At 61.1% G+C, this 23133-nt stretch carries 19 protein-coding genes; 10 read left to right on the top strand and 9 right to left on the bottom strand.

The genetic code is table 11. The features are described from left to right. Positions 1-39: 39 nt before the first annotated feature. Together nuoM and nuoN are read left to right on the top strand one after the other, a co-directional pair. A complete protein-coding gene (nuoM, locus tag KSS96_RS17860; RefSeq protein WP_017527174.1) occupies positions 40-1572 on the top strand; it encodes an NADH-quinone oxidoreductase subunit M in 1533 nt (510 codons plus the stop codon). A 7-nt stretch (positions 1573-1579) separates the two neighbouring features. Next, a complete protein-coding gene (gene nuoN, locus KSS96_RS17865) occupies positions 1580-3043 on the top strand; it encodes an NADH-quinone oxidoreductase subunit NuoN (protein WP_017527173.1) in 1464 nt (487 codons plus the stop codon). Between the two features lie 91 nt (positions 3044-3134). On the opposite strand, the gene KSS96_RS17870 is transcribed toward nuoN, so the two are convergent. After that, the gene (locus tag KSS96_RS17870; RefSeq protein ID WP_017527172.1) at positions 3135-3887 is read right to left on the bottom strand and encodes an outer membrane beta-barrel protein; all 753 of its coding nucleotides are present in this window, start codon (positions 3885-3887) and stop codon (positions 3135-3137) included. 261 nt (positions 3888-4148) lie between these two features. On the opposite strand from KSS96_RS17870, the gene KSS96_RS17875 reads away from it, so the two are divergent. Further along, positions 4149-4385 (top strand): DUF6555 family protein, encoded by a 237-nt coding sequence (locus tag KSS96_RS17875; protein ID WP_017527170.1) that lies wholly within the window; start codon positions 4149-4151, stop codon positions 4383-4385. 31 nt (positions 4386-4416) lie between these two features. On the opposite strand, the gene KSS96_RS17880 is transcribed toward KSS96_RS17875, so the two are convergent. Then, positions 4417-4617, bottom strand: a complete 201-nt coding sequence (locus KSS96_RS17880) for a DUF6021 family protein (protein WP_017527169.1) — start codon at positions 4615-4617, stop codon at positions 4417-4419. Between the two features lie 14 nt (positions 4618-4631). After that, the gene (locus tag KSS96_RS17885; RefSeq protein ID WP_017527168.1) at positions 4632-4811 is read right to left on the bottom strand and encodes a hypothetical protein; all 180 of its coding nucleotides are present in this window, start codon (positions 4809-4811) and stop codon (positions 4632-4634) included. A gap of 126 nt (positions 4812-4937) precedes the next feature. Here KSS96_RS17885 and KSS96_RS17890 point away from each other — a divergent pair, with 126 nt between their 5' ends. Beyond that, complete coding sequence (locus KSS96_RS17890; protein WP_065877434.1) at positions 4938-5459, top strand: DUF3087 family protein; 522 nt, start codon at positions 4938-4940, stop codon at positions 5457-5459. Position 5460: 1 nt separating this feature from the next. Here KSS96_RS17890 and KSS96_RS17895 read toward each other — a convergent pair whose 3' ends face one another. The 3 genes from KSS96_RS17895 to KSS96_RS17905 form a co-directional block, all read right to left on the bottom strand. Next, a complete protein-coding gene (locus KSS96_RS17895; RefSeq protein WP_017527166.1) occupies positions 5461-6594 on the bottom strand; it encodes an MFS transporter in 1134 nt (377 codons plus the stop codon). Between the two features lie 70 nt (positions 6595-6664). Next, positions 6665-8029: an MFS transporter gene (locus KSS96_RS17900; protein ID WP_017527165.1), complete on the bottom strand. Its 1365-nt coding sequence runs from the start codon at positions 8027-8029 to the stop codon at positions 6665-6667. Positions 8030-8094: 65 nt separating this feature from the next. Then, a complete protein-coding gene (locus KSS96_RS17905; protein ID WP_017527164.1) occupies positions 8095-8979 on the bottom strand; it encodes a Dyp-type peroxidase in 885 nt (294 codons plus the stop codon). A 138-nt stretch (positions 8980-9117) separates the two neighbouring features. Here KSS96_RS17905 and KSS96_RS17910 point away from each other — a divergent pair, with 138 nt between their 5' ends. Together KSS96_RS17910 and KSS96_RS17915 are read left to right on the top strand one after the other, a co-directional pair. Continuing rightward, on the top strand, positions 9118-10734 hold the full coding sequence (locus tag KSS96_RS17910) for an NADP-dependent glyceraldehyde-3-phosphate dehydrogenase (protein WP_137219762.1): 1617 nt from the start codon (positions 9118-9120) through the stop codon (positions 10732-10734). A 73-nt stretch (positions 10735-10807) separates the two neighbouring features. Further along, on the top strand, positions 10808-11869 hold the full coding sequence (locus KSS96_RS17915; RefSeq protein ID WP_135196780.1) for an FUSC family protein: 1062 nt from the start codon (positions 10808-10810) through the stop codon (positions 11867-11869). Positions 11870-11955: 86 nt separating this feature from the next. Here the strand turns inward: KSS96_RS17915 and KSS96_RS17920 are convergent, their stop codons facing one another. Then, positions 11956-15693: a hypothetical protein gene (locus KSS96_RS17920; protein ID WP_217855163.1), complete on the bottom strand. Its 3738-nt coding sequence runs from the start codon at positions 15691-15693 to the stop codon at positions 11956-11958. Positions 15694-15992: 299 nt separating this feature from the next. After that, positions 15993-16742, bottom strand: a complete 750-nt coding sequence (locus KSS96_RS17925; RefSeq protein WP_017527160.1) for a TetR/AcrR family transcriptional regulator — start codon at positions 16740-16742, stop codon at positions 15993-15995. Positions 16743-17098: 356 nt separating this feature from the next. Here KSS96_RS17925 and KSS96_RS17930 point away from each other — a divergent pair, with 356 nt between their 5' ends. From KSS96_RS17930 to KSS96_RS17945, 4 genes are read left to right on the top strand one after another with little or no spacing between them, the layout of a single operon-like run. Further along, the gene (locus KSS96_RS17930) at positions 17099-17806 is read left to right on the top strand and encodes an ABC transporter ATP-binding protein (protein WP_017527159.1); all 708 of its coding nucleotides are present in this window, start codon (positions 17099-17101) and stop codon (positions 17804-17806) included. Next, on the top strand, positions 17803-19002 hold the full coding sequence (locus KSS96_RS17935; protein WP_217855165.1) for an ABC transporter permease: 1200 nt from the start codon (positions 17803-17805) through the stop codon (positions 19000-19002). Before KSS96_RS17930 ends, KSS96_RS17935 begins: the two co-directional genes overlap by 4 nt. Next, a complete protein-coding gene (locus KSS96_RS17940; protein ID WP_017527157.1) occupies positions 18995-20458 on the top strand; it encodes a TolC family protein in 1464 nt (487 codons plus the stop codon). Before KSS96_RS17935 ends, KSS96_RS17940 begins: the two co-directional genes overlap by 8 nt. Then, positions 20448-21692, top strand: coding sequence for an efflux RND transporter periplasmic adaptor subunit (locus KSS96_RS17945; RefSeq protein WP_065877447.1), 1245 nt, complete (start codon positions 20448-20450; stop codon positions 21690-21692). Before KSS96_RS17940 ends, KSS96_RS17945 begins: the two co-directional genes overlap by 11 nt. Before the next feature lie 46 nt (positions 21693-21738). Here the strand turns inward: KSS96_RS17945 and KSS96_RS17950 are convergent, their stop codons facing one another. Further along, a complete protein-coding gene (locus KSS96_RS17950) occupies positions 21739-23133 on the bottom strand; it encodes an FAD/NAD(P)-binding protein (protein WP_137219765.1) in 1395 nt (464 codons plus the stop codon).

Here is a 23133-nt window from a genome sequence, read left to right on the forward strand (position 1 = left end):
TATGAACTTTGCGAACTTGCGAAAGGAAACGAGCCTGTCATGATTCTGCCCTGGCTAATCCTGATCCCCTTTATCGGCGGCCTGCTCTGCTGGATGGGTGAACGCTTCGGCGCCACCCTCCCCCGCTGGATTGCGTTGCTGACCATGTCCCTGGAACTCGCGCTCGGCCTTTGGCTGTGGGCCCATGGTGACTACTCATTCGCTCCGGCACCGGGCGTCGATCCGACCTTCGCGCTTGAATTCAAGCACGTATGGATCCAGCGTTTCGGCATCAACGTGCACCTGGCCCTCGACGGCCTGTCGCTGTTGATGATCCTGCTGACCGGCCTGCTGGGTATCCTCTCGGTACTCTGCTCCTGGAAAGAAATTCAGCGTCACGTGGGCTTCTTCCACCTGAACCTGATGTGGATTCTGGGCGGTGTTGTCGGCGTATTCCTCGCCCTCGACCTGTTCATGTTCTTCTTCTTCTGGGAAATGATGCTGGTGCCGATGTACTTCCTCATCGCGCTTTGGGGTCACAGTTCTTCGGACGGCAAGAAAACCCGGATCTACGCGGCGACCAAGTTCTTCATCTTCACCCAGGCTTCCGGCCTGATCATGTTGGTGGCGATCCTGGGTCTGGTACTGGTCAACTTCAACAGCACAGGCGTGATTACCTTCAACTACGCCGACCTGTTGAAAACCAAGATGTCCCTGACCACCGAGTACATCCTCATGCTGGGCTTCTTCATCGCCTTCGCGGTGAAGCTGCCGGTGGTGCCGTTCCACTCCTGGTTGCCTGACGCTCACGCCCAGGCACCGACCGCCGGTTCCGTCGACCTCGCCGGTATCCTGCTCAAAACCGCCGCTTACGGCCTGCTGCGCTTCGCATTGCCGTTGTTCCCGAACGCCTCGGCCGAGTTCGCGCCGATCGCCATGACCCTGGGTCTGATCGGGATCTTCTACGGTGCGTTCCTGGCCTTCGCCCAAACCGACATCAAGCGCCTGATCGCCTTCTCGTCCGTTTCCCACATGGGTTTCGTACTGATCGGCATCTACTCCGGCAGCCAGCTGGCGTTGCAGGGCGCGGTGATCCAGATGTTGGCCCACGGTGTCTCGGCGGCTGCGCTGTTTATCCTCAGCGGCCAGCTGTACGAGCGTCTGCACACCCGTGACATGCGTGAAATGGGTGGCGTGTGGTCACGCATCGCTTACCTGCCGGCGATCAGCCTGTTCTTTGCCGCGGCATCCCTGGGCTTGCCGGGTACCGGTAACTTCATCGGCGAGTTCCTGATCCTGATGGGAGCCTTCGTGCAGACGCCGTGGATCAGCGCCATCGCTACCTCGGGCCTGGTGTTCGGTTCGGTCTACTCGCTGATCATGATCCACCGTGCCTACTTCGGCCCGGCCAAGTCCGACACTGTCCTGAAGGGGATGGATGCTCGCGAACTGATCATGGTGCTCGGCCTCGCGGTACTGCTGATCTACATCGGCGTATACCCGCAGCCGTTCCTGGACACTTCTGCCGCAACGATGCATGGCGTGCAGCAGTGGTTCGGCACCGCCTTCTCTCAACTCGCTTCGGCCCGGTAAGAGCGCTATGGAATTCACGATCCAACACTTTATCGCGCTTGCGCCGCTGCTGATCACCAGCCTCACCATCGTGGTGGTGATGCTGGCGATCGCCTGGCGCCGCAATCACTCGCAAACGTTCCTGCTGTCTTGTGCCGGTTTGAACCTGGCCCTGCTGTCGATCATCCCGGCCCTCAAGGTCGCGCCACTGGCGGTCACCCCGCTGATGATGGTCGATGACTTCGCGCTGCTGTACATCGCGCTGATCCTGGTCGCGACCCTGGCCTGCGTCACCCTCGCCCACGCCTACCTCGGCGAAGGCGGCACCGGCTACCCCGGCAACCGCGAAGAGCTGTACCTGCTGATCCTGCTGGCTGCGGCCGGCGGTATCGTGCTGGTCAGCGCGCAGCACCTGGCCGGCCTGTTCATCGGCCTGGAACTGCTGTCGATCCCGACCTACGGCCTGGTGGCCTATGCCTTCTTCAACAAACGCTCCCTGGAAGCCGGCATCAAGTACATGGTGCTGTCGGCCGCCGGTTCCGCGTTCCTGTTGTTCGGTATGGCCCTGCTCTACGCCGAAGCCGGCAGCCTGAGCTTCACCGGTATCGGCCACGCCCTGGCGACCACCAACAGCCCTGCGCCCATCGCCCAACTGGGCCTGGCGATGATGCTGATCGGTCTGGCGTTCAAGCTGTCGCTGGTACCGTTCCACCTGTGGACCCCGGACGTGTACGAAGGCGCCCCGGCGCCGGTGGCCGCGTTCCTGGCCACGGCGTCCAAGGTTGCAGTGTTTGCGGTGATGGTGCGTCTGTTCCAGATCTCGCCCGCGGCCAACACCGGTGTGCTGAGCAACGTGCTGACCGTGATCGCGATTGCATCGATCCTGTTCGGTAACCTGCTGGCCCTGACCCAGAACAACCTCAAGCGTCTGCTGGGTTACTCGTCCATCGCCCACTTCGGCTACCTGCTGATCGCCCTGGTGGCGAGCAAAGGCCTGGCCGTGGAAGCCATCGGCGTGTATCTGGTCACCTACGTGATCACCAGCCTGGGTGCGTTCGGCGTGATCACCTTGATGTCTTCGCCTTACAAAGGCCGTGACGCCGACGCCTTGTACGAATACCGCGGCCTGTTCTGGCGCCGTCCGTACCTGACCGCCGTACTCACCGTGATGATGCTGTCCCTGGCCGGCATTCCGCTGACCGCTGGCTTTATCGGCAAGTTCTACATCGTGGCAACCGGTGTCGAAGCCCACGAATGGTGGCTGGTTGCATCCCTGGTACTGGGCAGCGCCATCGGCGTGTTCTATTACCTGCGTGTGATGGTCACCCTGTACCTGATCGAGCCGAACCTGCGCCGTGTGGACGCCGAACTGCACTGGGAACAGAAAGCCGGTGGCGTGATGCTGCTGGCCATCGCCCTGCTCGCGTTCTTCCTGGGCGTGTACCCGCAACCGTTGCTCACCTTGGTGCAGCACGCGGTATTGGGTGTGTGATCGTACCGCTGATGCAGTAAAAAAAACGGCGCCCTCGGGCGCCGTTTTTACATTCTGAAGACCACCGCCCCCTCTGTGGCGAGGGAGCTGCTTAGAACGCAATACCTACCTTGACGCCATACTCGTCACGCTTGAGCTTGGTGTTATCGGCGACTTCGGAGTCGGCATCCAGCTTGTACTCGGTGCGGGTGTAATACAGGCCCGCCGTCACCGGCAGATCACCCTTCTGGTTCATCAGCAGGCTGACTTCGGCATAGGGGTTGGTGCGGTCCTTGAGGTCCACGGTGTCGCTGCCCAGACCGTCGACCTTGATTCGCGTGCGGCCATCCAGGGTGCGACGGGCACCGGCTTCGACGCGCAGGGTCATGTCATCGAACTGGTGGTTGTAACCCAGGGCGGCCTTGGCGAATGGCGATTTGTTGGTGAGTTCCAGATCGTTGTCGTTGGACTCCAACTCGTAACGGGTCCAGCTGTAGCCACCGCCCACGACCACGTCTACAAAGTTGCGCGCATCGAGCGCGGCACGCCAGCCGAGGTCGAGGTCGGCCTGGCCTTCCTTGAGTTTGTTGTCGCTCTTCTTGCCGTACTTGGCTTCGATACCGGCCTGGTAAATAAAGCCGGATTCGGCAGTGAGCTTGTTACCGAAGTTATAGAACAGGCCCGCCTGCGGCATATGGTCTTTATCGCTTTCGCTACCGCCCTCCAGTTTGAAGTCGTTGTAGCTGCCCAGGATCCCGAAGGTCGAAATCGGGTCGGTGGACGGGGCGGCGAACACCACGGCCGGCGCGGCAACCAGCGCCAGCAATGAAGAATTCTTGAGGAATGTTCCGAATAGCCTTGACATCGTTTTACATCTCCTTGTTGGTTGCAAATTATTCAGGAACCGGTTCGAGCGCAGGTTGACGCAAAAGGTTCGAAAAAAAATGCACCCAGTTGGAGATAAAACGGTTCAGCGACGCCTCTAGCTCAAGGCTCCCGGCGATCAGCCGCGATCCTTGTGCACGAGGCGAATGGGCCACTATGCCGCCGCCGTGTGCAGGTTGTCATTTTGAATGAACCTTCTTGAACGCATTTGCCTCCATTTAAAACGAGACAGGGAGGCAACATGAGTAGCGCAAAAATCTACACCGTCCACTACCAATTGCACGGTAAACCGAAGTCTTTTGTGGTGCGCGCCGAAGTGATGAATAACGCCGAAGCCTGGCACTGGGCGGCGGTGGATGCCGATATTGCGCACGTCAGCCGCATCGGCCGTGTGGGCCACGAGCAGGTCAAGAAAACCACCCGGCCCTGGGCGGAAAAGTACGGGATCAGCGACGTCACCTGGGTAGCGCCCAAATAAATGAAGGCCCCGCTCGACGGCGGGGCCTGCGTCACTTCTTCAGGTCGCCCAACGGGTCATAGGGCGGTTTTTTTTCGGATGGCTGCTTCTTGTCTTTGTCCAACGGCGCGATCGCCGGGCCGATGGGGTCGACCTGCGGGTCGGCAACGTCCGGCGAGTCCGGGTCGAAGCCCAGTTCGTCCTTGCCGCTGGCGTGCTCGCTGGAACGCGGGCCTTTCGGAGGATTCGTCATGGCAGTCTCTTCTGTCAAAGCGGGCGGGCTTTGTCGTGGAGGTTTTCCAGGTCTTCTTCGACCCGCTCCACGTCGTCATTTTGGTCACGCTCAGCCGGGTCATTGGGGCGCAACGCATCGTTGTCACGCTCTTCTTCTCCGGGTGTGCGGTCCGGGTTGGGTGTACCCGGTGGTGGCTGCTTGTATTCGGGCATGATGGTTCACCTCATGAACATTGGTGGCCTGGCTGAATTTAGAGAACGCCGCCGCCGGCATCGTTCAACTTGTTTGCCCAGGCGTGCGATGATGCCACCCCGCCACCCTCTGGAGACCTTACCCGCATGTTCGAACTCAAAGCCTGCGACCCCGTCACCTACCGCCAACAGACCCGCCGCAGCACGTTGATCGTCGCCATGCTATTCCTGGCCTTGGCCATGCTGCTGTCGAGCGCCGCGGTGATGCTGTTCGGCGAGCCCGGCGCAGACAACTTTCGCTTCAATGTCGGCGGTGTATTCGCCGGCGTGCTGATCACCGTTGCCCTGGTACGCGGCCCGTTCTGGAGCCAGCCATGGCTGGCGCCGGCGGTGTATGGCTGGCAGCTCAAGCGCAGCCTGATGCGGGTGACCAACGTGATGCACAAGGTCACCGAGGGTGTGCAGGCCAACGACCCGACGGCGATGAAGGTGTTGCGTTTCTATCACCTGGGACTGACGCAGATGCACGCGCTGGACGCCAATTCCAGTGCCCAGGCGCAACTGGTCGGCGAGATGCAGGCCCATCAAGCCAAGCTGCAGGCGCTGGGCATCGACACCGCACAAAACCGCTTCGATCCCGCCTGGCTGGAACGCCTGAAGAGCGCCTGAGTCAGTTCGCCGACGGGCCGGCCCGCCAGCAGAACAGCGCGCTCACGGCAATCGCCGCCCCGGCCACGCCAAATACCAGGGGCGCCGAGGCCACCGGCAACAGCAGGCCCGCCAGCAGCGGGCCAAGGCCTGCGCCGATGTCCCGCCACACCGCATTGGAGGCCAGGGCCGACACGCGCATCGCGCCGGGGTTGCGCTCGGCCACCAACGTCGTCACCAGCGGCAGTTGCAGTGCGCGCAGCACCAGCACCGCGGCCGCGCCGACTATCACCCAATAGCTGCCGAACGCGCTCAGGGCCAGGGCACTCAGGAACGAAAACAGCAGCAACATCGAGGTGGCGCCAAAACGTTGCGCCGCGCGACCGCCCAGCGGGCTCAGGAGCATTTCCGAGACATAGCGCAGCGCCATCAACCCACCGGCAATCAGCACCGCATCGCCCCCCAGCAGCTTTTGCGCCTGGATCGACAGGCCAAAGATGAACAACCCATCCAATGCCACGCCTTCGATAAACGACCACATCGCCACGCTGTCGGGAAACTTGAAGCGCCGCCCCGAGCTGTTGTGCAAGTCATGGGCGGCGCCCGGCAATCCCCGCGCCGCCCACACACCCAGCAAGCAGCAGGCGGCGAGAATCAGAAAGATCGGTCGCGGCCCCACCCATAAGGTCAGCCAGCCGCCGAACGGCAACGCCAGCATCGGCCCCCAGGCGATCAACGCGCGTGAACGCCCGGCCCGGCGTGCGGCGCCGACGGGCTCGGAGGTCGCCAGCACTTGGGTCGACAGGTTCAACGCCGCGAAACACAAGCCCCACACCAGCCGCAGCCCTAACAACGCGGCAAAACCCGACAGCACCGAGTTGCCCACGGCGCACAGCGCAGCCGCACCGGCGGCGATCATGCAGGTCAGGCGATCGCCGTTGCGCGCGTAGAAGTTGAGTACATGCCGATAGCCGAAAATCCGCACCAGGCGGTTGGCCGCCAGCAACACCCCGGCCTGGGCCAAGGTGATGCCGAACGCCTGGGATTCCATGGGCAGCAACAGGTAGAGCAACACGTCGCTGGGTAAACACAAAGCCAGGGTCAGCGCGGCGCGGCGGGAGGTGGTGTCGGCAGTGCGTTGAGCCTGGCTGGACATAAATCTGAAACATCCCGAAATATTCAGGCCGCCACGGTAGCCTTCCCGAACGCTGTTTTACAACGCCCCATCAGGGTTTTTTCCCGTAGGGCAACAAACGCAAACCGCTGGCCACACTGCCCACCAACGCAAACGCGCAGCCCAGCCACAGCGCGTAGTAAGGACCGCTGCCCAAGGACAAGTGGAAACACAAAGCCACCAAGGAAGCCCCCAGCGTTTGCCCAAGCAAACGTGAAATCGCCACGATGCCACTGGCCCCACCGCTGCGCGCCAACGGCGCACTGGTCATCAACGCCTTGAGGTTGGGCGACTGAAAGAAGCCGAAACCGGCGCCGCACAAGGCCATGCGCCAAGCGATATCGAAGGCGGACGCGCCATTGCCCAACGTCGCCATCGCTGCCATGCCCGCGCTCAACATCAACAGGCCGATACCGCACAACAAGCCCAGGGACACGCGGTCGGCCAAGCGCCCGGCAACCAGTGCCATCACCGCTACCACCGCCGGCCAGGGCGTCATCAGAAAACCGGTTTCCACCTGGCTATGGCCAAGCACCGCCTGCAACAGAAAGGGCAGCGACACAAAGGCCAGGCCCTGGGCGCTGAAGGCGCAGATCGCCGTGAGCGAGGACAGGGCAAACACCGGGCGCTTGAACAGGTCCAGCGCCAGCATCGGTGCCGGATGCCCCGCCTGACGACGCAACAACACCCCACCGCACACCAGCGCCACGGCAACCAGCCCCAGGGTCAACGCGCACTGGGCACCGTGTACCGCCGTGCCCAGGCCCAGCACCAACAAGGCGAACAGCCCGGCACACAACACCGCCGCCAGACGATCAAACGCATGCCCGGTCATCGGCAACGTCGGCAAGGAACGCAGGCCCAAGCCCAAGGCGAGCAACCCCAGCGGCACGTTGATCAGGTACAACCAGTGCCAACTGGCCACCGACAGAATCGCCGACGCCGCGGTCGGCCCCAAGGTGAAGGCCAGCCCCACCACCAGCGAGTTATAGCCCAGGCCACGCCCGAGCATGGTTGACGGGTAAATGTGCCGCAGCAGCGCGGTGTTCACACTCATGATCGCCGCCGCCCCCAGGCCCTGCGCTACCCGTGCGGCCGTGAGCGTGACCAGCGAACCGGCCAACCCGCACAACAACGACGAGACGATAAACAGCAGCAGCCCACCGAGGTACACCCGCCGGTGCCCGAGCACATCGCTCAACGAGGCAAATGGCAGGACCGTGGCGATAATCGCCAACTGGTAGGCATTGACCACCCAGATCACCGAGGCCGAATCGGTGCCGATGCCCTGCGCCAGCGTCGGCAATGCGGTGTTGACGATGGCCGTGTCGAGCGTCGCCATGCCGATCCCCAGGGAAATCGCGATGACCGCCGGCAGGCGTTTATTAAGGGGCAGGCCATCGGCAACAGAAGACATGAACGAACCCACGCGGTGATAAGGCCGCCAGATTAAGGGCGGCGCAGATTTTTTTCAGCCGCCGATCAACCGCCTGTCGACAATTTCATGTTCGCCAGCACGCTGAGGTCCAGGTGCCCGCCGATGATCGGCGGGCACCAGTAGTAACCACCGGTCAACGGCGTGCTGATGCGGTACAGACCATCGACGATCCCGTCTTCCAGCCCGCTCATACGGCGCAGTTGCGCTTCGAATGCGTCGAAGGAATGGCCGAAGGCAAGGAACATCAAGCCGGCCTGGCCGTTCTCGGCCCATGGCATGGAGCGGCGCACCACGAAGGCTTCGGGGGTGAAGCTCTCCTGGGCGGTACGTTTGGTGTGGGCAGACTCGGGGGCGTCTTCCAGTTCTTCGTTATCGCCATGGCGGCGGCCGATGATGTGGTCGCGCTCCTGGGCGGGCAACGCGGCGAAGCCATCCAGGTCGTGCTGCCATTGCTGGATGGCGGCGAAGCTGGCGCCACTGTCGGTCAAGGCGGCTTCGACGGCGGCGTCGTCATGGGGGTTTTCGGTGCCGTCCTCGTAGTCCGTAAGGTCAAAACCGGTCTTGTAGCGGAAACCTTCGGTTGACTGCACCAGGCCAAACGCGGGGGCCAGGGCCTTTTCGAACGCCCGGCTGCGCAGCAACAACTCACCGCGATCCACGCCGTGCAACCACACCCACAGTGCGTGCTGGGTAGACGGGTTATGCGCGCCCGGACCACTGACGGCCGGGAAGGCGCGCAGGCCATCAATGTGTACGCCCAATGCCTGTACCAGCGGCTCACCGAAACCGACCACTGCCGACGAATCCGCAAGCTGTACCAACGCGTCCAGCGCAGCGGGTACGGCTACCGGCGTTTGCACGGCAAAGAACAGATGGCGTGCCTGCAAAGGCACCGGTGCGGCAAGAATGCCCGGCTGGTACTGGCTCATGTGAACTCCTTCAAGAAAGGCGCGCAGTTTACCCGGCGCACGCCATCGTGCGTAGGAGAAAGCGCGCAAGCCTTGCCATAGCGCACTGGGATGGGTGACTCTCTAGTCATGTTTTGCAACTATTCCAGGGGTAGCGACATGACCACCAGCAACCTGATCGCCCAACTGTTCCCGACCTCCGCCGCCGATATTCCCGAGCCCTTTCGCCTGGGAGCGCCCATTGAACAGCGTGAGTTCCTGGTGGACGGCCAATTGCACATATGGAACGGCCCGCTGGCCCGCGTGCAAAGCCCGGTGCAATTGGGCGACGAGCGCGTGCATATCGGCAGCACGCCGCTGCTGGACGCAGGCACCGCCCTCACCGCCCTCGACGCCGCCGTGCGCGCTTATGACCGTGGCCAGGGCGCATGGCCGACGATGCGCGTGGTCGAGCGCATCCAGCACGTCGAAGCGTTCTTACGACGCATGCGTGAACAGCGCGACGCGGTGGTCAAGCTGCTGATGTGGGAGATCGGCAAGAACCTCAAAGACTCGCAGAAAGAATTCGACCGCACCTGCGACTACATCACCGACACCATCAACGCCCTCAAGGACCTCGACCGCCGCAGCAGCCGCTTCGAGCTGGAACAGGACACCCTCGGGCAAATCCGCCGCGTGCCGCTGGGCGTGGCGCTGTGCATGGGCCCCTACAACTACCCGCTCAACGAAACGTTTACCACGCTGATCCCGGCGCTGATCATGGGCAACACCGTGGTGTTCAAACCGGCCAAGCTCGGCGTGCTGCTGATTCGCCCGTTGCTGGAAGCCTTCCGCGACAGCTTCCCGGCCGGGGTGATCAACGTGATCTACGGCAGTGGCCGCGAAACCGTGAGTGCGCTGATGGCCAGCGGCAAGATCGACATCTTTGCGTTTATCGGCACCAACAAGGCCGCCAGCGACCTGAAAAAACTGCACCCCAAACCGCACCGCTTGCGCGCCGCCCTGGGCCTGGATGCGAAAAACCCCGGCATCGTGTTGCCCGAGGTCGACCTGGACAACGCCGTCAGCGAAGCGCTCACCGGTTCGCTGTCGTTCAATGGCCAGCGCTGCACCGCGTTGAAAATCCTGTTTGTGCACCAGGACGTGGTCGACAGTTTCATCGAAAAATTCAATGCCAGGCTGGCAACGCTCAAACCCGGCATGCCCTGGGAGGACGGCGTGGCACTGACGCCGTTGCCGGAAGCGGGCAAGGTGGATTACCTCAACGGGCTGGTCGCCGATGCCGTGCAACACGGCGCCAACGTGGTCAATAGCGAGGGTGGGGTCAGTCGCGGTTCGTTCTTTTACCCGGCGGTGCTGTACCCGGTGAACCCGCAGATGCGCGTGTACCACGAAGAACAGTTCGGCCCGGTGGTGCCGATCGTGCCCTACCGTGACCTGCAAACGGTGATCGACTACGTGCTCGACGCCGACTTTGGCCAACAACTGAGTATTTTCGGCACCGACGCCGCCCAGGTCGGGCGCCTGGTGGACACCTTCGCCAACCAGGTCGGGCGCATCAATATCAACGCCCAATGCCAGCGCGGCCCGGACACCTTCCCGTTCAACGGGCGCAAAAACTCCGCCGAAGGCACGCTGTCGGTTCATGACGCCTTGCGCGTGTTCTCGATCCGCACGTTGGTGGCGACCAAATTCCAGGAGAGCAACAAGGCGCTGGTCAGCGACATCCTGCGCAACCGCGATTCAAGCTTTCTGACCACCGATTACATCTTCTAACATCTGCACGACTCACCGCCCCTCCCACATTTGGATTGTGTACATCTCCTGAACCGAGGCCACTTTAGTACTGATGAACCTGCCACTCTTCGCCCGGCGCCTGTTGCGCCCGTTGCTCGACCCCTACCGGCGCTATCGCCATGCCAAGCTGATCCACGCCGCGCGCGTGTCCATCGGCTTGCTGGCGACGATCCTGCTGACCACCGGCATCAACCTACCCCATGGCGAATGGGCATCGGTGACCATGTTGATCGTCATCGGCGGCTTGCAGCACCACGGCAACATCGGCAAAAAGGCCGTGGAGCGCGCCTACGGCACCTTGATCGGCGCCAGCGTCGGCCTGCTGCTGGTGGTGCAACAGGCCTACTTTGGCCTGCCGCTGTTGACCTACCTGCTGATGTCGGTGGTGTGCGGGTTCTTCTCCTACCATGCCATCGGCAAGGGCGGCTACATCGCGCTGTTGTCGGCGATCACCGTGTTTATCGTCGCCGGCCACGGGGACAATCCCTTGTCGGACGGGTTGTGGCGTACCGTCGATATTCTTATCGGCATCGTGCTGGCCCTGGCGTTCTCCTTCGCCCTGCCGCTGTATGCGGTGTATTCGTGGCGCTACAACCTGGCCGGCGCCCTGCGCGACTGCGCCGCCATTTACAGCCGCATCGTCAATGGCCAGTCGGTCACCGACGACGAACACCTCAAGCTGCTCAACCGCCTCAACGCGGCGATGGTGCAACTGCGTTCGCTGATGCCCTCGGTGTCCAAGGAAGTACGCATCTCCATGACCGAACTGGACGCCATCCAGCGCCACCTGCGCATGTGCATCAGCACGCTGGAGATTCTCGGCAATACCCGGCCGGACCCGCGTGACAAGCAGGCAATGGCAAGAATGCAAGTGATGTTGAAGGCCGAGCACCGGCAGATTCGGGTGCAGTTGGTGGGGATGGCGCGGGCGTTGAAGTCGGGGTTTACCGACAGGCTCGATCGGCAGGCCACCCATGCCGTGGAGGGCGAGGGGTTGGCTGCGCCGGTGCAGAGTGCGTTGGATGGGTATCGGTTGTTGACGGTGCAACTGGCGGGGAATGTGGAGGGGATGCGGGGGCGGTTGGCGAAGAGTTCATCGCGCTGGAAAATCTGAGGCTGATTAAAACAGGGCGGACCTATGGATTAGATAGGTCTGCCCTAAACTAACTTTATCGACGATTTGAAACCAGCCACATTGATTTACATGACGTGATCAAAAATCTCAAAGTTCGTAAGAAAATATTGAGACTCCGTCAAAATTCTAATAGCCTTAATGTCCTTGAGATCTCCACTATCTACATAAAAAGCGGCAAAGGCAAACGGACCACGAAACACTTTTCTACCCAACTCACCCCCTGCGACATTTAAATATATAACAGTCAACGTCGGATCAAGTATAACATGATTACCCCTAAGCGCCCAAAAACCAATTCTACTCGCCGTTCCGCGAATTAATCGAATATCAAAAACAATATTATCGCCAACTTTAGTAAGGGGTAAATAGTTATGAATATTCTTACCGCTACTAGGATTGAAATAAGTTTGATATGAGTCGGACAACTGCACATAAGGAACAATCGTAGGGTGTTTCCCTTGAGGAAGACTTATAAGCGTTACCATCAGAGTTTCAGAAAGAAACCCAGTGCCCACCAATCGAATAGTTGTAGCAGGAGAGCTATCAAAATTCTCAATGTAATTTCTCTTGAGCGCATATGATGTACTGCCCAGCTCCACCGCCTTCTGCTCTTGTTGATCACCATCAAACCCCACGCGACCACCCACGACCAGAGTACTGTTATTGGGCAGTTTCTCCAGCCAACTTCTTAATACAGGTATATTCGCCAGGCCATTCGGGAGTTCGTTCTCCGTGACAAAATAACCTGCCAGCACACTCAATGGCGCTACACCATTGCTGCTCAGGGTGATCCATACCCGATGTCCGGTTTTGATAAAAGGCCATGCTTTCAAGGCTAATTGGGCATTTCCTGAAAAGCTAGTCAGATCAAGAATAGCGCCTTCAGTCAGACCATTTATGCTCGGTCTCGGCAGACTAGCCGGTGCAATAGTCGAAACGTTAACGGTCTGGGCCGAGGACGGAATGGTTTTGCCGCCGCGCACAACCGAGTATTTTAATTGCACGATGCTATTCACGCTATTGTGCATCACCTTATTCGACGTAAAGTCAAACGTCACTGACCCGCCTGTCACGCCATTGAGCGTTAATGTAACTTTAGTCCCACTCCAATGAATCCATTCTGCTGTAATAATGTCCGTCGGGACCATACCTCCGTATTTAACCGTTACCTGGGTGCTGTCTTTAAACATCAAGGGGTCGACCGTCACCGTTTGCCCGATACTCGGAGCGCCGTTAAGGGTTGGAAAAGGCAGCTCAGTCGGCAGTAGCTGTACAACGTAATTGGCAACCTCAAAGGCGATCGCTACTTGCTTGATGGGGATTTCTGGGAAACTTACCCAAACGCGAATCTTGAAGACCGAATTATCCTGAAGCGCGCGCACTATACTTGTCGAGAGCGGCAAGGAAATCCCGTTGGTCAGATCGCCTACGGTGAGTGGCTTGGCGATGGCGAGGTCGGCGGTGCACTCAATACCCGTTGCCAAGGTACCTTCCACCGTCACCCAATAGAGTTGGCCTTCCCTGATAAACTCCCACGGCGCGACCTTGATAGTGGCCTCGGCAGGCAGTTCACTCACCGGCAACACTGTCTGGTTTTCAAACCCAACGATATAAGGCGTCGGGAATACCTTTAGGGGCAGCAGACGCACATTCAACGGCTGAAATTTGTAGCTCAGTTGCCCACGCGTTACTTCACACTCCACCGTGATGGCGTTACCTTTTGGGTGCACGCCCTTGGCAATGACGTTGGCCGGAATAACCACATCAATGCTGTCGGTTGCCGGATTGGGTGCCGCGACAGCTTTAAACTGGCTGTAGCCATATTGACCTCGCCATGTGTACGTAATTACATCGCCCGGCAGCATCGATTTGTAGCTGATTTGCAGGGTTGCGCCGCCTTTCACCGTTATCGGCCGGATACTGCCCGTAGTCGGATCAGCCTCAAGAATTTTGAGCAACCCCAGCTCCACCGCCGCACCGACGGTGGGGTTGAGCACCATCGAGCTCTCAGTCGTTTTTGGCGGGCCGGCGTGTACAACGCTATAGCTGATACGGATGCTGCGGTTGTTGTTCTCGACAAGGAAAGAGGTATCTATCGGAATTTCCAGGGTTGTCAACTGAACTCCCTTAAGCGCGGTCGTGATGTCGATGAAACCTGAAATCGAACTTTCGCCACTCACGGTCCAATACACTTTGTCACCGACGACAGTGCCTGCGTAGGGAATGTACATCAGCCAGTTCGCACCCGGCACCGTGGCCGGGTCGATGTTGTTGTCCAGGATGGCGGGAACCGTCATGGGCGGCAGGGTTGGAACGCGAACACCAATTTCGAAGTTCCGCTTTTCCGATTGCCGAACGGAGCCAGGCGTACCTTTACCATCGTCGGTTTCGTAGAAAGCCTGGCAGACACCCTTGCCCTCAAATACCTTCAGGGCCTCCATGAGTATCAGCCGTGTGCCGCCCTGCGCGCCAGCCTGTTGACGGGAGATCACGAGCGCACCGCTGCCGTTCGCATCTATATGCTGAAGCTTCACAGTTTCCGTGTATGAAGGGTCGTGGGGTTGATAAGGCGGTAGTACCAACTCCATATGTGTATTGAGTGGAAACAGCCCTGCTTCCAAAAGTGTGATGATGGGTGCTGGCATCAGGCTTGGTGTACCTACTACACCAATCGACGTACTGTTCGAACGCCTCAGGAATACCCCGTCGCTCTTAATCTGCTCGTACCATACGCGAAAGCTCCCCCCGGCCAATTGCTTGAACGTTGCCATCCATTCGGCCGGCAGGGGGATGATTTGAAACCTGCGATTGTTGTCGTCTACCAGGTGAGTCAAGGTTTCGGTCGCGCCGTATTTATCGGTCGTTTCTACATGAACCTTTACCTTATTCGGAGGCTTGGGCAGCACGGTACTGGGCTTCAACTCAACCTCCACCTCCAGTGTTGCTCCGCTCTGGGTGTCGAGATCAAGCTCGCTGATATACTGGCCATCCACCATCACATAGGGTGGCGCCAACGGATACGTGTACATCTCACTGTTCAATACGATAGGTTGGGAGTACGGAAATCGACCAAAAGGTTCATTATTCACCACGTCGAGCACGGTGAAGTACACCTTAACCTCCCCTGATGGGTTGAGATTGCGCAAGACCTCCACGGGCACAGTCACGACAATCGGCTGCGTCGGTGGCTGTTTCGCCTGTTCACCGTCGACGGTGTGCACATAAATAGTCCCGCCCACGCGAACGATGATCTTGTCGTTCTTGCGGATGTTCTCATAAGGCATGATCAAACACTGCAAGCCGTCTGCGGTGTTGGTCGGCGTCAGAATAGCGCCTGGCTTGAAGTTCCCAAGCTCCATCGCCAAACCGCTGTGCCATTGCTGCGTATCGTCGTCGTCGTAGCCGCCCGGGATGGTCGTCTTGAACAGAATGGACTGAACCTCCGAATCAACCTCATTCCCGCTGAGCGCACGGCGAACTCTGGCAAAATACGTGCAGTCACCCTCGGGTACCTTTTCGGCAGGGACTTCCAAGAGATAATGAGAGTTTTCGCCGCGCGTGACGTTGGCCCCGACGAACGCCTGATTATTGATCCACAAACTCAGATAGTCGCCATCTACGACGTCCCAACGCAAAACGCTAAATATGGCGCCCTTGTCTGTGTCATCGATGCCAAATAGGGCATATATGCCATTTCTGCCAAGGCCTATCTTGGATGTTTCAGCGTATTTGGCCTTCGTCAGGTCTACGGGGGGGTATATCGGAGAAGGGTTAAGTTCGGGTACAGGAAAATTTGTGGACATCGCCATCACCTTGCATGGTCAGGGCCGCGCTGAAATGGCGCGACGGGCAAGGTGACTAAACGCCTGGGGAGACAATCAAATCTACTGTCAGAATTGACAGTGACGACGAATGGCTAGGACGCAATGCCTAACCGACGTGCTCGCAACCGAGTATGAATCTCTTAACATCCACACTTTTTCTTACGCTTTTTTCACGATTTATTCACATGCACAGACGTAGGGTGAAGCCTCATCCGTTACAAACGTTGCACATCAAGCCCGCCGCCCCAGCGGGCTTTTTTTTGCCTGGGGTTTGGGCCTCAGCGTGCGGCGTTGGCAACAGGCGCCGTTTGTTCGCGAATAGCCCGCTGGGTGTCCAGCACCTTGGCCAAGGCGGTTTGCGCTTCGGGGCTTTGTTGCGGCACGCGGATCGCCGCCGAGACCAGGGTGATCAGCTTGGCCATGACTTCGGCGTCGGTGGCCGGGCGGCCCAGGCTCATGGAGTTCATCAGCAGGCGCAGCTCGGTGCCGGCCATTACCCCGGAAATCGCCTTGAGGGCAAATTGCAGGCGCACCCCCAGCTCGTTGCGCGGCAGGTCCGGCAAGGCCAGGGCGAAGGCTTCGAAGAAGCGCTGGAACACCGGCTGGTAATGCACCTTGAGGTATTCCTGGATAAACGGCGACGTGTCGCTGTATACCCGGCCCAAAAAGCGGATGAACGAGCGCCCTTCCCCGCTTGACGGGTCGCTGCGCTCCAGGCCCATGGCCGGGGCGAACAGCACGCCCAGCAGCGTGTCGCAATCAAGCGGGCCGTCGGATTCGGCTTCGCAGCGCGCCAGCAGTTCCAGGCGCTGCTCGTTGAGCGGCTCCAGACGTTGCATCAGCAGGGTTTTCATCAGGGAATCCTTGTCCCCGAAGTGGTAGTTCACGGCGGCCAGGTTGACTTGGGCACGCTCGGTAATCTGCCGTAATAGCACCGCGTCATACCCGTATTTGATAAACAGAGCTTCTGTCGCATCCAGCAAGCGGGTCTTGGTAACGTTTGGAGCGCTGAGTTTCTTCGCGACCATAAGGGTTCCACGGCGGAAATATTGTTTTAAAAAATAATTTGATTTTTATACCGATGCAGCCCGTCGAAAGCAAGTAGTGACACTCCGCCATATCATCGAAAGCCTCGGCATACGGCGGTTTCGGGGATCGACCGGGAGTTTTCCAGAGCGCCTTCAGCGCCATCAAAGAATCATTTCAAAGGGTAAAAACGCTCTACATCCATGGCTGGCGAAGCGCCGGGAACGCGGTTAGTATTCAAACAATATTTTAAAAACAAGAAATAAAACCAGTCCGAGACGCGTAACAGACAGCTCCCGAACTTGTTACAAGGCTTTACCGGGGGTATGACGGCAGCGTCGAGACTGCAGGCGTAGTCATGATGACCGATACCCGCGCGCACCCAGGCTTGATCTCCCTGCAAGGCATCGGCAAGCGCTATCAGCTCGCCGGGCAGGAATTGACCATTCTCAAGGATGTGTGCCTGTCCATCGCCAGCGGTGACAGCTGCGGCATCCTCGGCGCCTCCGGTTCCGGCAAAAGTACCCTGCTCAATATCCTCGGTTTGCTGGACCTGCCCAACGACGGCCACTACCACTTTGCCGGCCACGATATTTTCAACGCCAGCGCCGATGAACTGGCCGCCATTCGCAACCAGCAGATCGGTTTCGTGTTCCAGAGCTTCAACCTGCTGCCGCGCCTCAGCGCGCTGGATAACGTCGCCCTGCCCTTGAGCTATCGCGGCGTGTCGCGCCATGAGTCCGTGGAGCGGGCCCTGCGCATGCTCGAACAGGTCGGCCTGGCCGACCGCGCTCACCATCGCCCTGCCGACCTCTCCGGCGGCCAGCGCCAACGGGTGGCGATTGCCCGCGCCTTGGTCGGCAACCCCTCGGTGATCCTCGCCGACGAACCCACCGGCAACCTCGACAGCACCACCGCCCAAGACATCATGGACCTGTTGCTGGCCCTGAACCGCGAGCAACAGGTCACGCTGATTATCGTCACCCATGACCCGCACATCGCCGAACGCCTGGCGCGCAAGATCCTGGTGCGCAATGGCGTGGTGCACGAGGCGCATCGCCCATGAGCCTGCGGGTCGAACAAAGCCTCAGCCAACTGCTGCATGAAGCCTTTATCAGCCTGCGCACCTTGGGCAAGCGCTCGGTCCTGGCGTTGCTCGGCATCGTGATCGGCAGCTCCTCGGTGGTGGCGTTGATCAATATCGGGCACAACGCGGCGGTGGATGCCGCGATGATTTTCAAGGACATGGGCACCGACACGCTCATCGTCCAGTTCCCCCCCAAAGGCGGCGCCAACGTGCCGATGCGCAGCCGTCTCGACCTGCATGCGGTGCGCCAGGCGGTAGCGGGCATCGCGCATATCGGCGCCCTGACGCTGTTCAGCGGGCCCATCGTGTTCCATGGCCGCAGCGTCAATGCCAACTTTGTCGGCAGTACGCCCGACATCCAGCCAGCGATGCGCCTGGTGGTGCAACAGGGCCGCTTCCTGTCGAGCTTCGACACCCACGAAACCTATGGCGTGATCGGCGACCAGATCGCCCAGGCCCTCGGCGCACCGGGCGACCCAGTGCAACTGGGCGACCGCGTGCGCATCAACGATTACCTGTTCCTGATCGTGGGCATCCTGCACAACCAGCCCCGGGCGATGTTAATGCCGGTGCAGGCCAACGAGTCGCTGTTCATCCCCGCCGAAGGCATGCGCCGCATCTACGCCACCCCGCAGATCAGCAACGTGATCATTCGCGCCGCGCCCGGCCAAGACATGGAATGCATTGCCAAAGCCGCCGCCGCGGCCTTGCAACGCCAACTCACCGACCACGATGTCGACATCCAGGTGCCTCAGCAAATGATCGATGGCATGACCCGGCAAAGCCGCACGTTCGCCTATTTGCTGCTGGCCCTGGGCGCGATCTCGCTGGTGGGCGGCGGCGTGGGCGTGATGAACGTGATGCTGATGAACGTTTCGCAGCGGCGCCGCGAAATCGGCATCCGCATGGCCCTGGGCGCGCGTCGACGGGATATCCGCAACCTGTTCCTGATCGAAGCGGTGACCCTCACCGCCGTCGGCGCGTTGTGCGGCGCGGTACTCGGCATGACGGCGGCGTGGTTCTACGCCTGGCTGTCAGGCTGGGAATTCGCGCTGGCCGCGGCGGCCCTGCCCCTGGGAGTGGGCAGTACGTTGTGGGTGGGTTTGTTCTTCGGCATCTACCCCGCGGTCTCGGCCTCGCGGTTGCAACCGGTGGAGGCCCTGCGCGATGAATAAATGGCTGCTATTGCTGACGCTGATCAGCCTGCCCGGCATGGCCGCCGACGTGGTCATCCGGCCGTCGGCGCCCACTACCTCGCGCAGCGTATCGCTGAATGCGCAGGTCACCACCCTGACCCTGGGTGATGCGGTGTATCTGGGCCTGCGCAACAACCCGGCGATCCGCAGCGCGTACCTGCAACGGGTCGCGCAGAAGTTCGACCTGCGCGTGGCCGAAGACGTGTTCAACCCCAAGCTCACCCTCAACAGCTATTACCGCGGCACTCGCGGCTCCCAGGACAGCGCACGCAACGCCAACCTGGCGCCGTCCAGCAGCCTGCTCGGTGAGTACGGCACGCGCCTGAGCATGGCCTGGACCCAGCAGTTGAACAACGCCGACCGCGCCGGCCGCTATCGCAGCGACGGCCTGGACCTGGCAATTATCCAACCGCTGCTGCGCGGCGCCGGCTGGGACGCCACCACCGCGCCGCTGCGCCTGTCGCGCCTGTCGGAGCAGGCCAACCGCCTGAACCTCAAGGCCACGGTGGCGCAGACCATCAGCCAGATCATCGCCACCTATCGCGAATTGCTGCGCGCCCAGGAGCAACTGAGCATCGTGCAAGACGCCCTCGCGCGCTCCGGCACCCTGCTGGAAGTGAACCAGGCGCTGATCAGTGCCGGGCGCATGGCCGAGTTCGAAATCGTGCAGACCGAAGCCGACATCGCCACCCAGCAACTGGGCGTGGAGGAAGCCCAGAACCAACTGGACACCAATCGCCTGGCCCTGCTGCGCCTGCTGGCGCTGGACCTGTCCACGCCGATTCGCGCCACCGAAGCCCTGGAGGCCAAGCCCATGCAGATCGACAAGCGCCAAGCCTTCAACCTGGCGCAAACCCAGCAACCGGAATACCTCGCCGCCCTGCTCGGCAGCCAGCAGGCCGACCTCAACCTGGTGATCGCCAAGGACTCCGGGCGCTGGCAAGTCGACCTCGTCGCCGGCGCGAACCAGATTCGCGACGCCTACAACAACGACGCCGGCAGCAGTAACAACCGCACCTGGGACAGCTACGCCGGGGTGCAAGTGCAGATCCCCATCGGCGACATCAGCACCCGCCAGGCCGAAGTGCGTGCGCGCGTCAACGTCGAGGACCAGCAGATCCGCATCACCGATGCGCGCCAAGAGCTGGAGCGCAGCGTCAACGATGTGGTGCGCGACCTCGGCACGCGCTGGCGCCAGTATGAAATCTCCCAGCGCGCGGTGGAGTTGTCGCGCCGCAAAATCGAGATCGAACGGGAAAAACTCAGCGCCGGGCGCTCCACCAACTTCCAGGTGCTGAGTTTCGAGACCGACCTGCGCAACGCCGAAAATGCCCGGCTCAATGCCCTGATCGCTTATTTGAACGCCCAGACCCAGCTCGACCTGACGCTGGGCATGACGTTGGAAAGTTGGGAAATCGCCCTCAATGACTACTGATAAAAAACGCCTGTTGGGCGCTGTGCTGATCCTGCTGGTGGCCGGCGCGGCGCTGGCCCTGCGCAGCCCCGCGCAAGACCCGGCCGGCACCGCCGAGCAGTGGCTGGCAGTCAAGCCCGACGCGCTGGTGCACCAGATCGGCCTGGTGGGCAAGATCGAGCCCGACACCACTCTGGTCCTCACCGCGCCATTCGACGGCAATGTGCAGGCCAACCTGGTGGAGCAAGGTCAGCGGGTCGAAGCCGGCCAGGTGCTGCTGCGCATGGACCCTGCCACCCTGCAAATGCAACTGCGCGACGCCCTCGCCGCCCAGCTCAAGGCTCGGCGCACCGTGCAGGAGATGCAGGATTGGGACAGCAGCCCCGCCGTCAGCCGCGCCCGACGCAGCTTGCGCACCGCCGAAATGAGCGCCGGCAACACCCAGCGCAAGCTCACCGAAAGCGACAACCTGTTCAAGCGCGGCATCATCCCGCGCAATGAACTGGACGACCTCAAGCAACAGGCCCAACAGCAACAGCTGGACCTCGCCTCCGCACGCAGTGAACTGCAACAGGCCCTGGACCAGGGCAAGGGCGAATACCGCCAGATCGCCGACATGGAACTGACCAACGCCACGGTGAAATACGAGGCGCTGCGCACGTTGCTCGAAGGCCAGGACGTCAAGGCGCCGTTCTCCGGCATCGTGGTGCCCGCGCCCGGTAATAATTCAGCCCAGGGGGGCAACATTAACAACGCGCCCATCCAGGCCGGCAGTAAGGTCAGCCAGGGCCAGGTACTGTTTGGCCTGGCAAATATCGAACGGCTGAAAATCGTCGCCAAGGTCTCGGAACTGGACATCAACCAATTGCATCAGGGCCAGGCGGTGGAAGTGATGGGTGATGGTTTTGACGGCGAACGGCTGAGCGGTTCGGTGAGTGTGGTCAGTGGATTGGCGATGGCCAGTGACAGCCAGGGCAGCGCCCAGTTTCCGGTGACCCTGACGATCCCCCGGCTCACGCCCCAGCAGTTGCAGCGGGTGCGGCTGGGCATGAGCGCACGGTTGACCATCGTCACCTACAACAATGCCCAGGCGCTCGTCGTGCCGAGCCAGGCGATCCAAACGGACATGACCGTGGAATATCGCGAGGCGATGGATAAACCGGTGGAACGGGTGAACGTGACGACAGGCCAATCGACGGCGCAAGGGGTCGAGGTATTCGGCCTCAAGCCCGGCCTGGTGAAAATCTTAAAATAAATGGAGTTCCGCTCTTCTGTGGGAGGGGGCTTGTTCCCTCCCACACTCAGATTTCCGCCAGCCTCGAAGCCAGGGCTTTGGCCTGAAGCGCCACGTCCGTCACCGCGGTGCTCTCCCACCACATCCCGCGCAACGGCGGGCCCATGGCGAACAGTCTTTGGCTGGCCTGCCCCTGGGCGTCCAGCACCGCGCCCGACACGTGCGCCGCAATCCCCAACGCCAACGGCCCAGGCTGGATCAGGCCGCGCTTGAGCAATTGCCGGGGCAACGGCCGCGCCACGCGGCGCCAGTCGTATTCGATGCCGCTGGAGTTGATCAGCGCCGCGCCCGACACCTGGGTCAGCGCTGGCTCACCGCGATAGCGCAAACGGATCGTCACGCCCTCATCCGCAGGCGCCAGGCCCTTGAACGACGCCGCGCGAATGCGTAACCGCCCCTCGTCGTGCAACCGCGCCACCAACTGCGCACTCAACGGCGGCGAGCGGTGGTGATGGCTCTCCCACCACGGCCGCACATGCCGCACGAATTGGCGTTTCTCACGCTCGCCGGCCTGGCTCCACAGCCGGCCGATATGCGCGCGTACCGTGTCCAGCGGCGCCTGCCAGTCAATGCCTTGCGCCACTGCAATCCGGCATTGGCGCCGCACCTCTCGCAGCAACTGCCGAGGGCTGCGCAGGCTGTGGTCCTCGCCGAGAAAGTCCACCCAACTCGGCGGTTGGCGGCGCACATGGGGCAGCAGGCCATGGCGCGAAAACACCTCGATGGGCCCACGATGACCGGCCTGTTCCAGGGACACCACGGCATCGACCATGGTCAGCCCCGAGCCAATGATCAGCACCGTCGATTGCGGGTCGAGCTGGGCCATGGCCTGCACGTCCCAAGGGTCCACCGCCGCCGCGTTCAAACCGCTGGACTCGGTTTGTGGCGTGCGCGCCGCCGGGAACATGCCGGTGGCCAACACCGCAACGGCGCCGCGCAGTGACTGGCCGTTATCGAGGGTCAGCCGGGTTGAACCCGCGTCCACTTGCAGGTCGACCACTTCGGCCCTTACATGCGCCACCGTGGACGCCGACAGCGCCTTGGCCTCGGCCAGCCGCTGCTGCGCGTACAAGCCGAACAGCCCGCGCGGCGGGAACAGTTCGCTGATCGGTACGTGCTGTTGGTCCGACTCCGGCCAGCCACCGGCGCCGATGTGCTCGGTGAGCCACTGCGTCAGGTCGTCGGCATTGTCGGGGTCGACGCTCATGCGCGCCGCGTTGCCGTTCAGCGTGTGGCCCAGCTCGACCGCGCTGTAGGCCTCGCCCCGCCCCAATTCGGCACGCGGCTCGATCACCAGGATCCGACGCCGGCCAGGCAAGCGCAGCAGTTGCACGGCGAGCATCGTGCCGCTCAGGCCGCCGCCGATGATCAGCACATCAGCGTCGCGGGTGGATTCACTCAT

This window comes from Pseudomonas asgharzadehiana (assembly GCF_019139815.1).
Classification (GTDB): domain Bacteria; phylum Pseudomonadota; class Gammaproteobacteria; order Pseudomonadales; family Pseudomonadaceae; genus Aquipseudomonas; species Aquipseudomonas asgharzadehiana.

What these genes read in the sequence shown, in the direction of transcription:
- nuoM (WP_017527174.1), top strand. Translation starts at nt 40, where the DNA reads ATGATTCTGCCCTGGCTAATCCTGATCCCCTTTATCGGCGGCCTGCTC.
- nuoN (WP_017527173.1), top strand. Translation starts at nt 1,580, where the DNA reads ATGGAATTCACGATCCAACACTTTATCGCGCTTGCGCCGCTGCTGATC.
- KSS96_RS17870 (WP_017527172.1), bottom strand. Translation starts at nt 3,887, where the DNA reads ATGTCAAGGCTATTCGGAACATTCCTCAAGAATTCTTCATTGCTGGCG.
- KSS96_RS17875 (WP_017527170.1), top strand. Translation starts at nt 4,149, where the DNA reads ATGAGTAGCGCAAAAATCTACACCGTCCACTACCAATTGCACGGTAAA.
- KSS96_RS17880 (WP_017527169.1), bottom strand. Translation starts at nt 4,617, where the DNA reads ATGACGAATCCTCCGAAAGGCCCGCGTTCCAGCGAGCACGCCAGCGGC.
- KSS96_RS17885 (WP_017527168.1), bottom strand. Translation starts at nt 4,811, where the DNA reads ATGCCCGAATACAAGCAGCCACCACCGGGTACACCCAACCCGGACCGC.
- KSS96_RS17890 (WP_065877434.1), top strand. Translation starts at nt 4,938, where the DNA reads ATGTTCGAACTCAAAGCCTGCGACCCCGTCACCTACCGCCAACAGACC.
- KSS96_RS17895 (WP_017527166.1), bottom strand. Translation starts at nt 6,594, where the DNA reads ATGTCCAGCCAGGCTCAACGCACTGCCGACACCACCTCCCGCCGCGCC.
- KSS96_RS17900 (WP_017527165.1), bottom strand. Translation starts at nt 8,029, where the DNA reads ATGTCTTCTGTTGCCGATGGCCTGCCCCTTAATAAACGCCTGCCGGCG.
- KSS96_RS17905 (WP_017527164.1), bottom strand. Translation starts at nt 8,979, where the DNA reads ATGAGCCAGTACCAGCCGGGCATTCTTGCCGCACCGGTGCCTTTGCAG.
- KSS96_RS17910 (WP_137219762.1), top strand. Translation starts at nt 9,118, where the DNA reads ATGACCACCAGCAACCTGATCGCCCAACTGTTCCCGACCTCCGCCGCC.
- KSS96_RS17915 (WP_135196780.1), top strand. Translation starts at nt 10,808, where the DNA reads ATGAACCTGCCACTCTTCGCCCGGCGCCTGTTGCGCCCGTTGCTCGAC.
- KSS96_RS17920 (WP_217855163.1), bottom strand. Translation starts at nt 15,693, where the DNA reads ATGTCCACAAATTTTCCTGTACCCGAACTTAACCCTTCTCCGATATAC.
- KSS96_RS17925 (WP_017527160.1), bottom strand. Translation starts at nt 16,742, where the DNA reads ATGGTCGCGAAGAAACTCAGCGCTCCAAACGTTACCAAGACCCGCTTG.
- KSS96_RS17930 (WP_017527159.1), top strand. Translation starts at nt 17,099, where the DNA reads ATGATGACCGATACCCGCGCGCACCCAGGCTTGATCTCCCTGCAAGGC.
- KSS96_RS17935 (WP_217855165.1), top strand. Translation starts at nt 17,803, where the DNA reads ATGAGCCTGCGGGTCGAACAAAGCCTCAGCCAACTGCTGCATGAAGCC.
- KSS96_RS17940 (WP_017527157.1), top strand. Translation starts at nt 18,995, where the DNA reads ATGAATAAATGGCTGCTATTGCTGACGCTGATCAGCCTGCCCGGCATG.
- KSS96_RS17945 (WP_065877447.1), top strand. Translation starts at nt 20,448, where the DNA reads ATGACTACTGATAAAAAACGCCTGTTGGGCGCTGTGCTGATCCTGCTG.
- KSS96_RS17950 (WP_137219765.1), bottom strand. Translation starts at nt 23,133, where the DNA reads ATGAGTGAATCCACCCGCGACGCTGATGTGCTGATCATCGGCGGCGGC.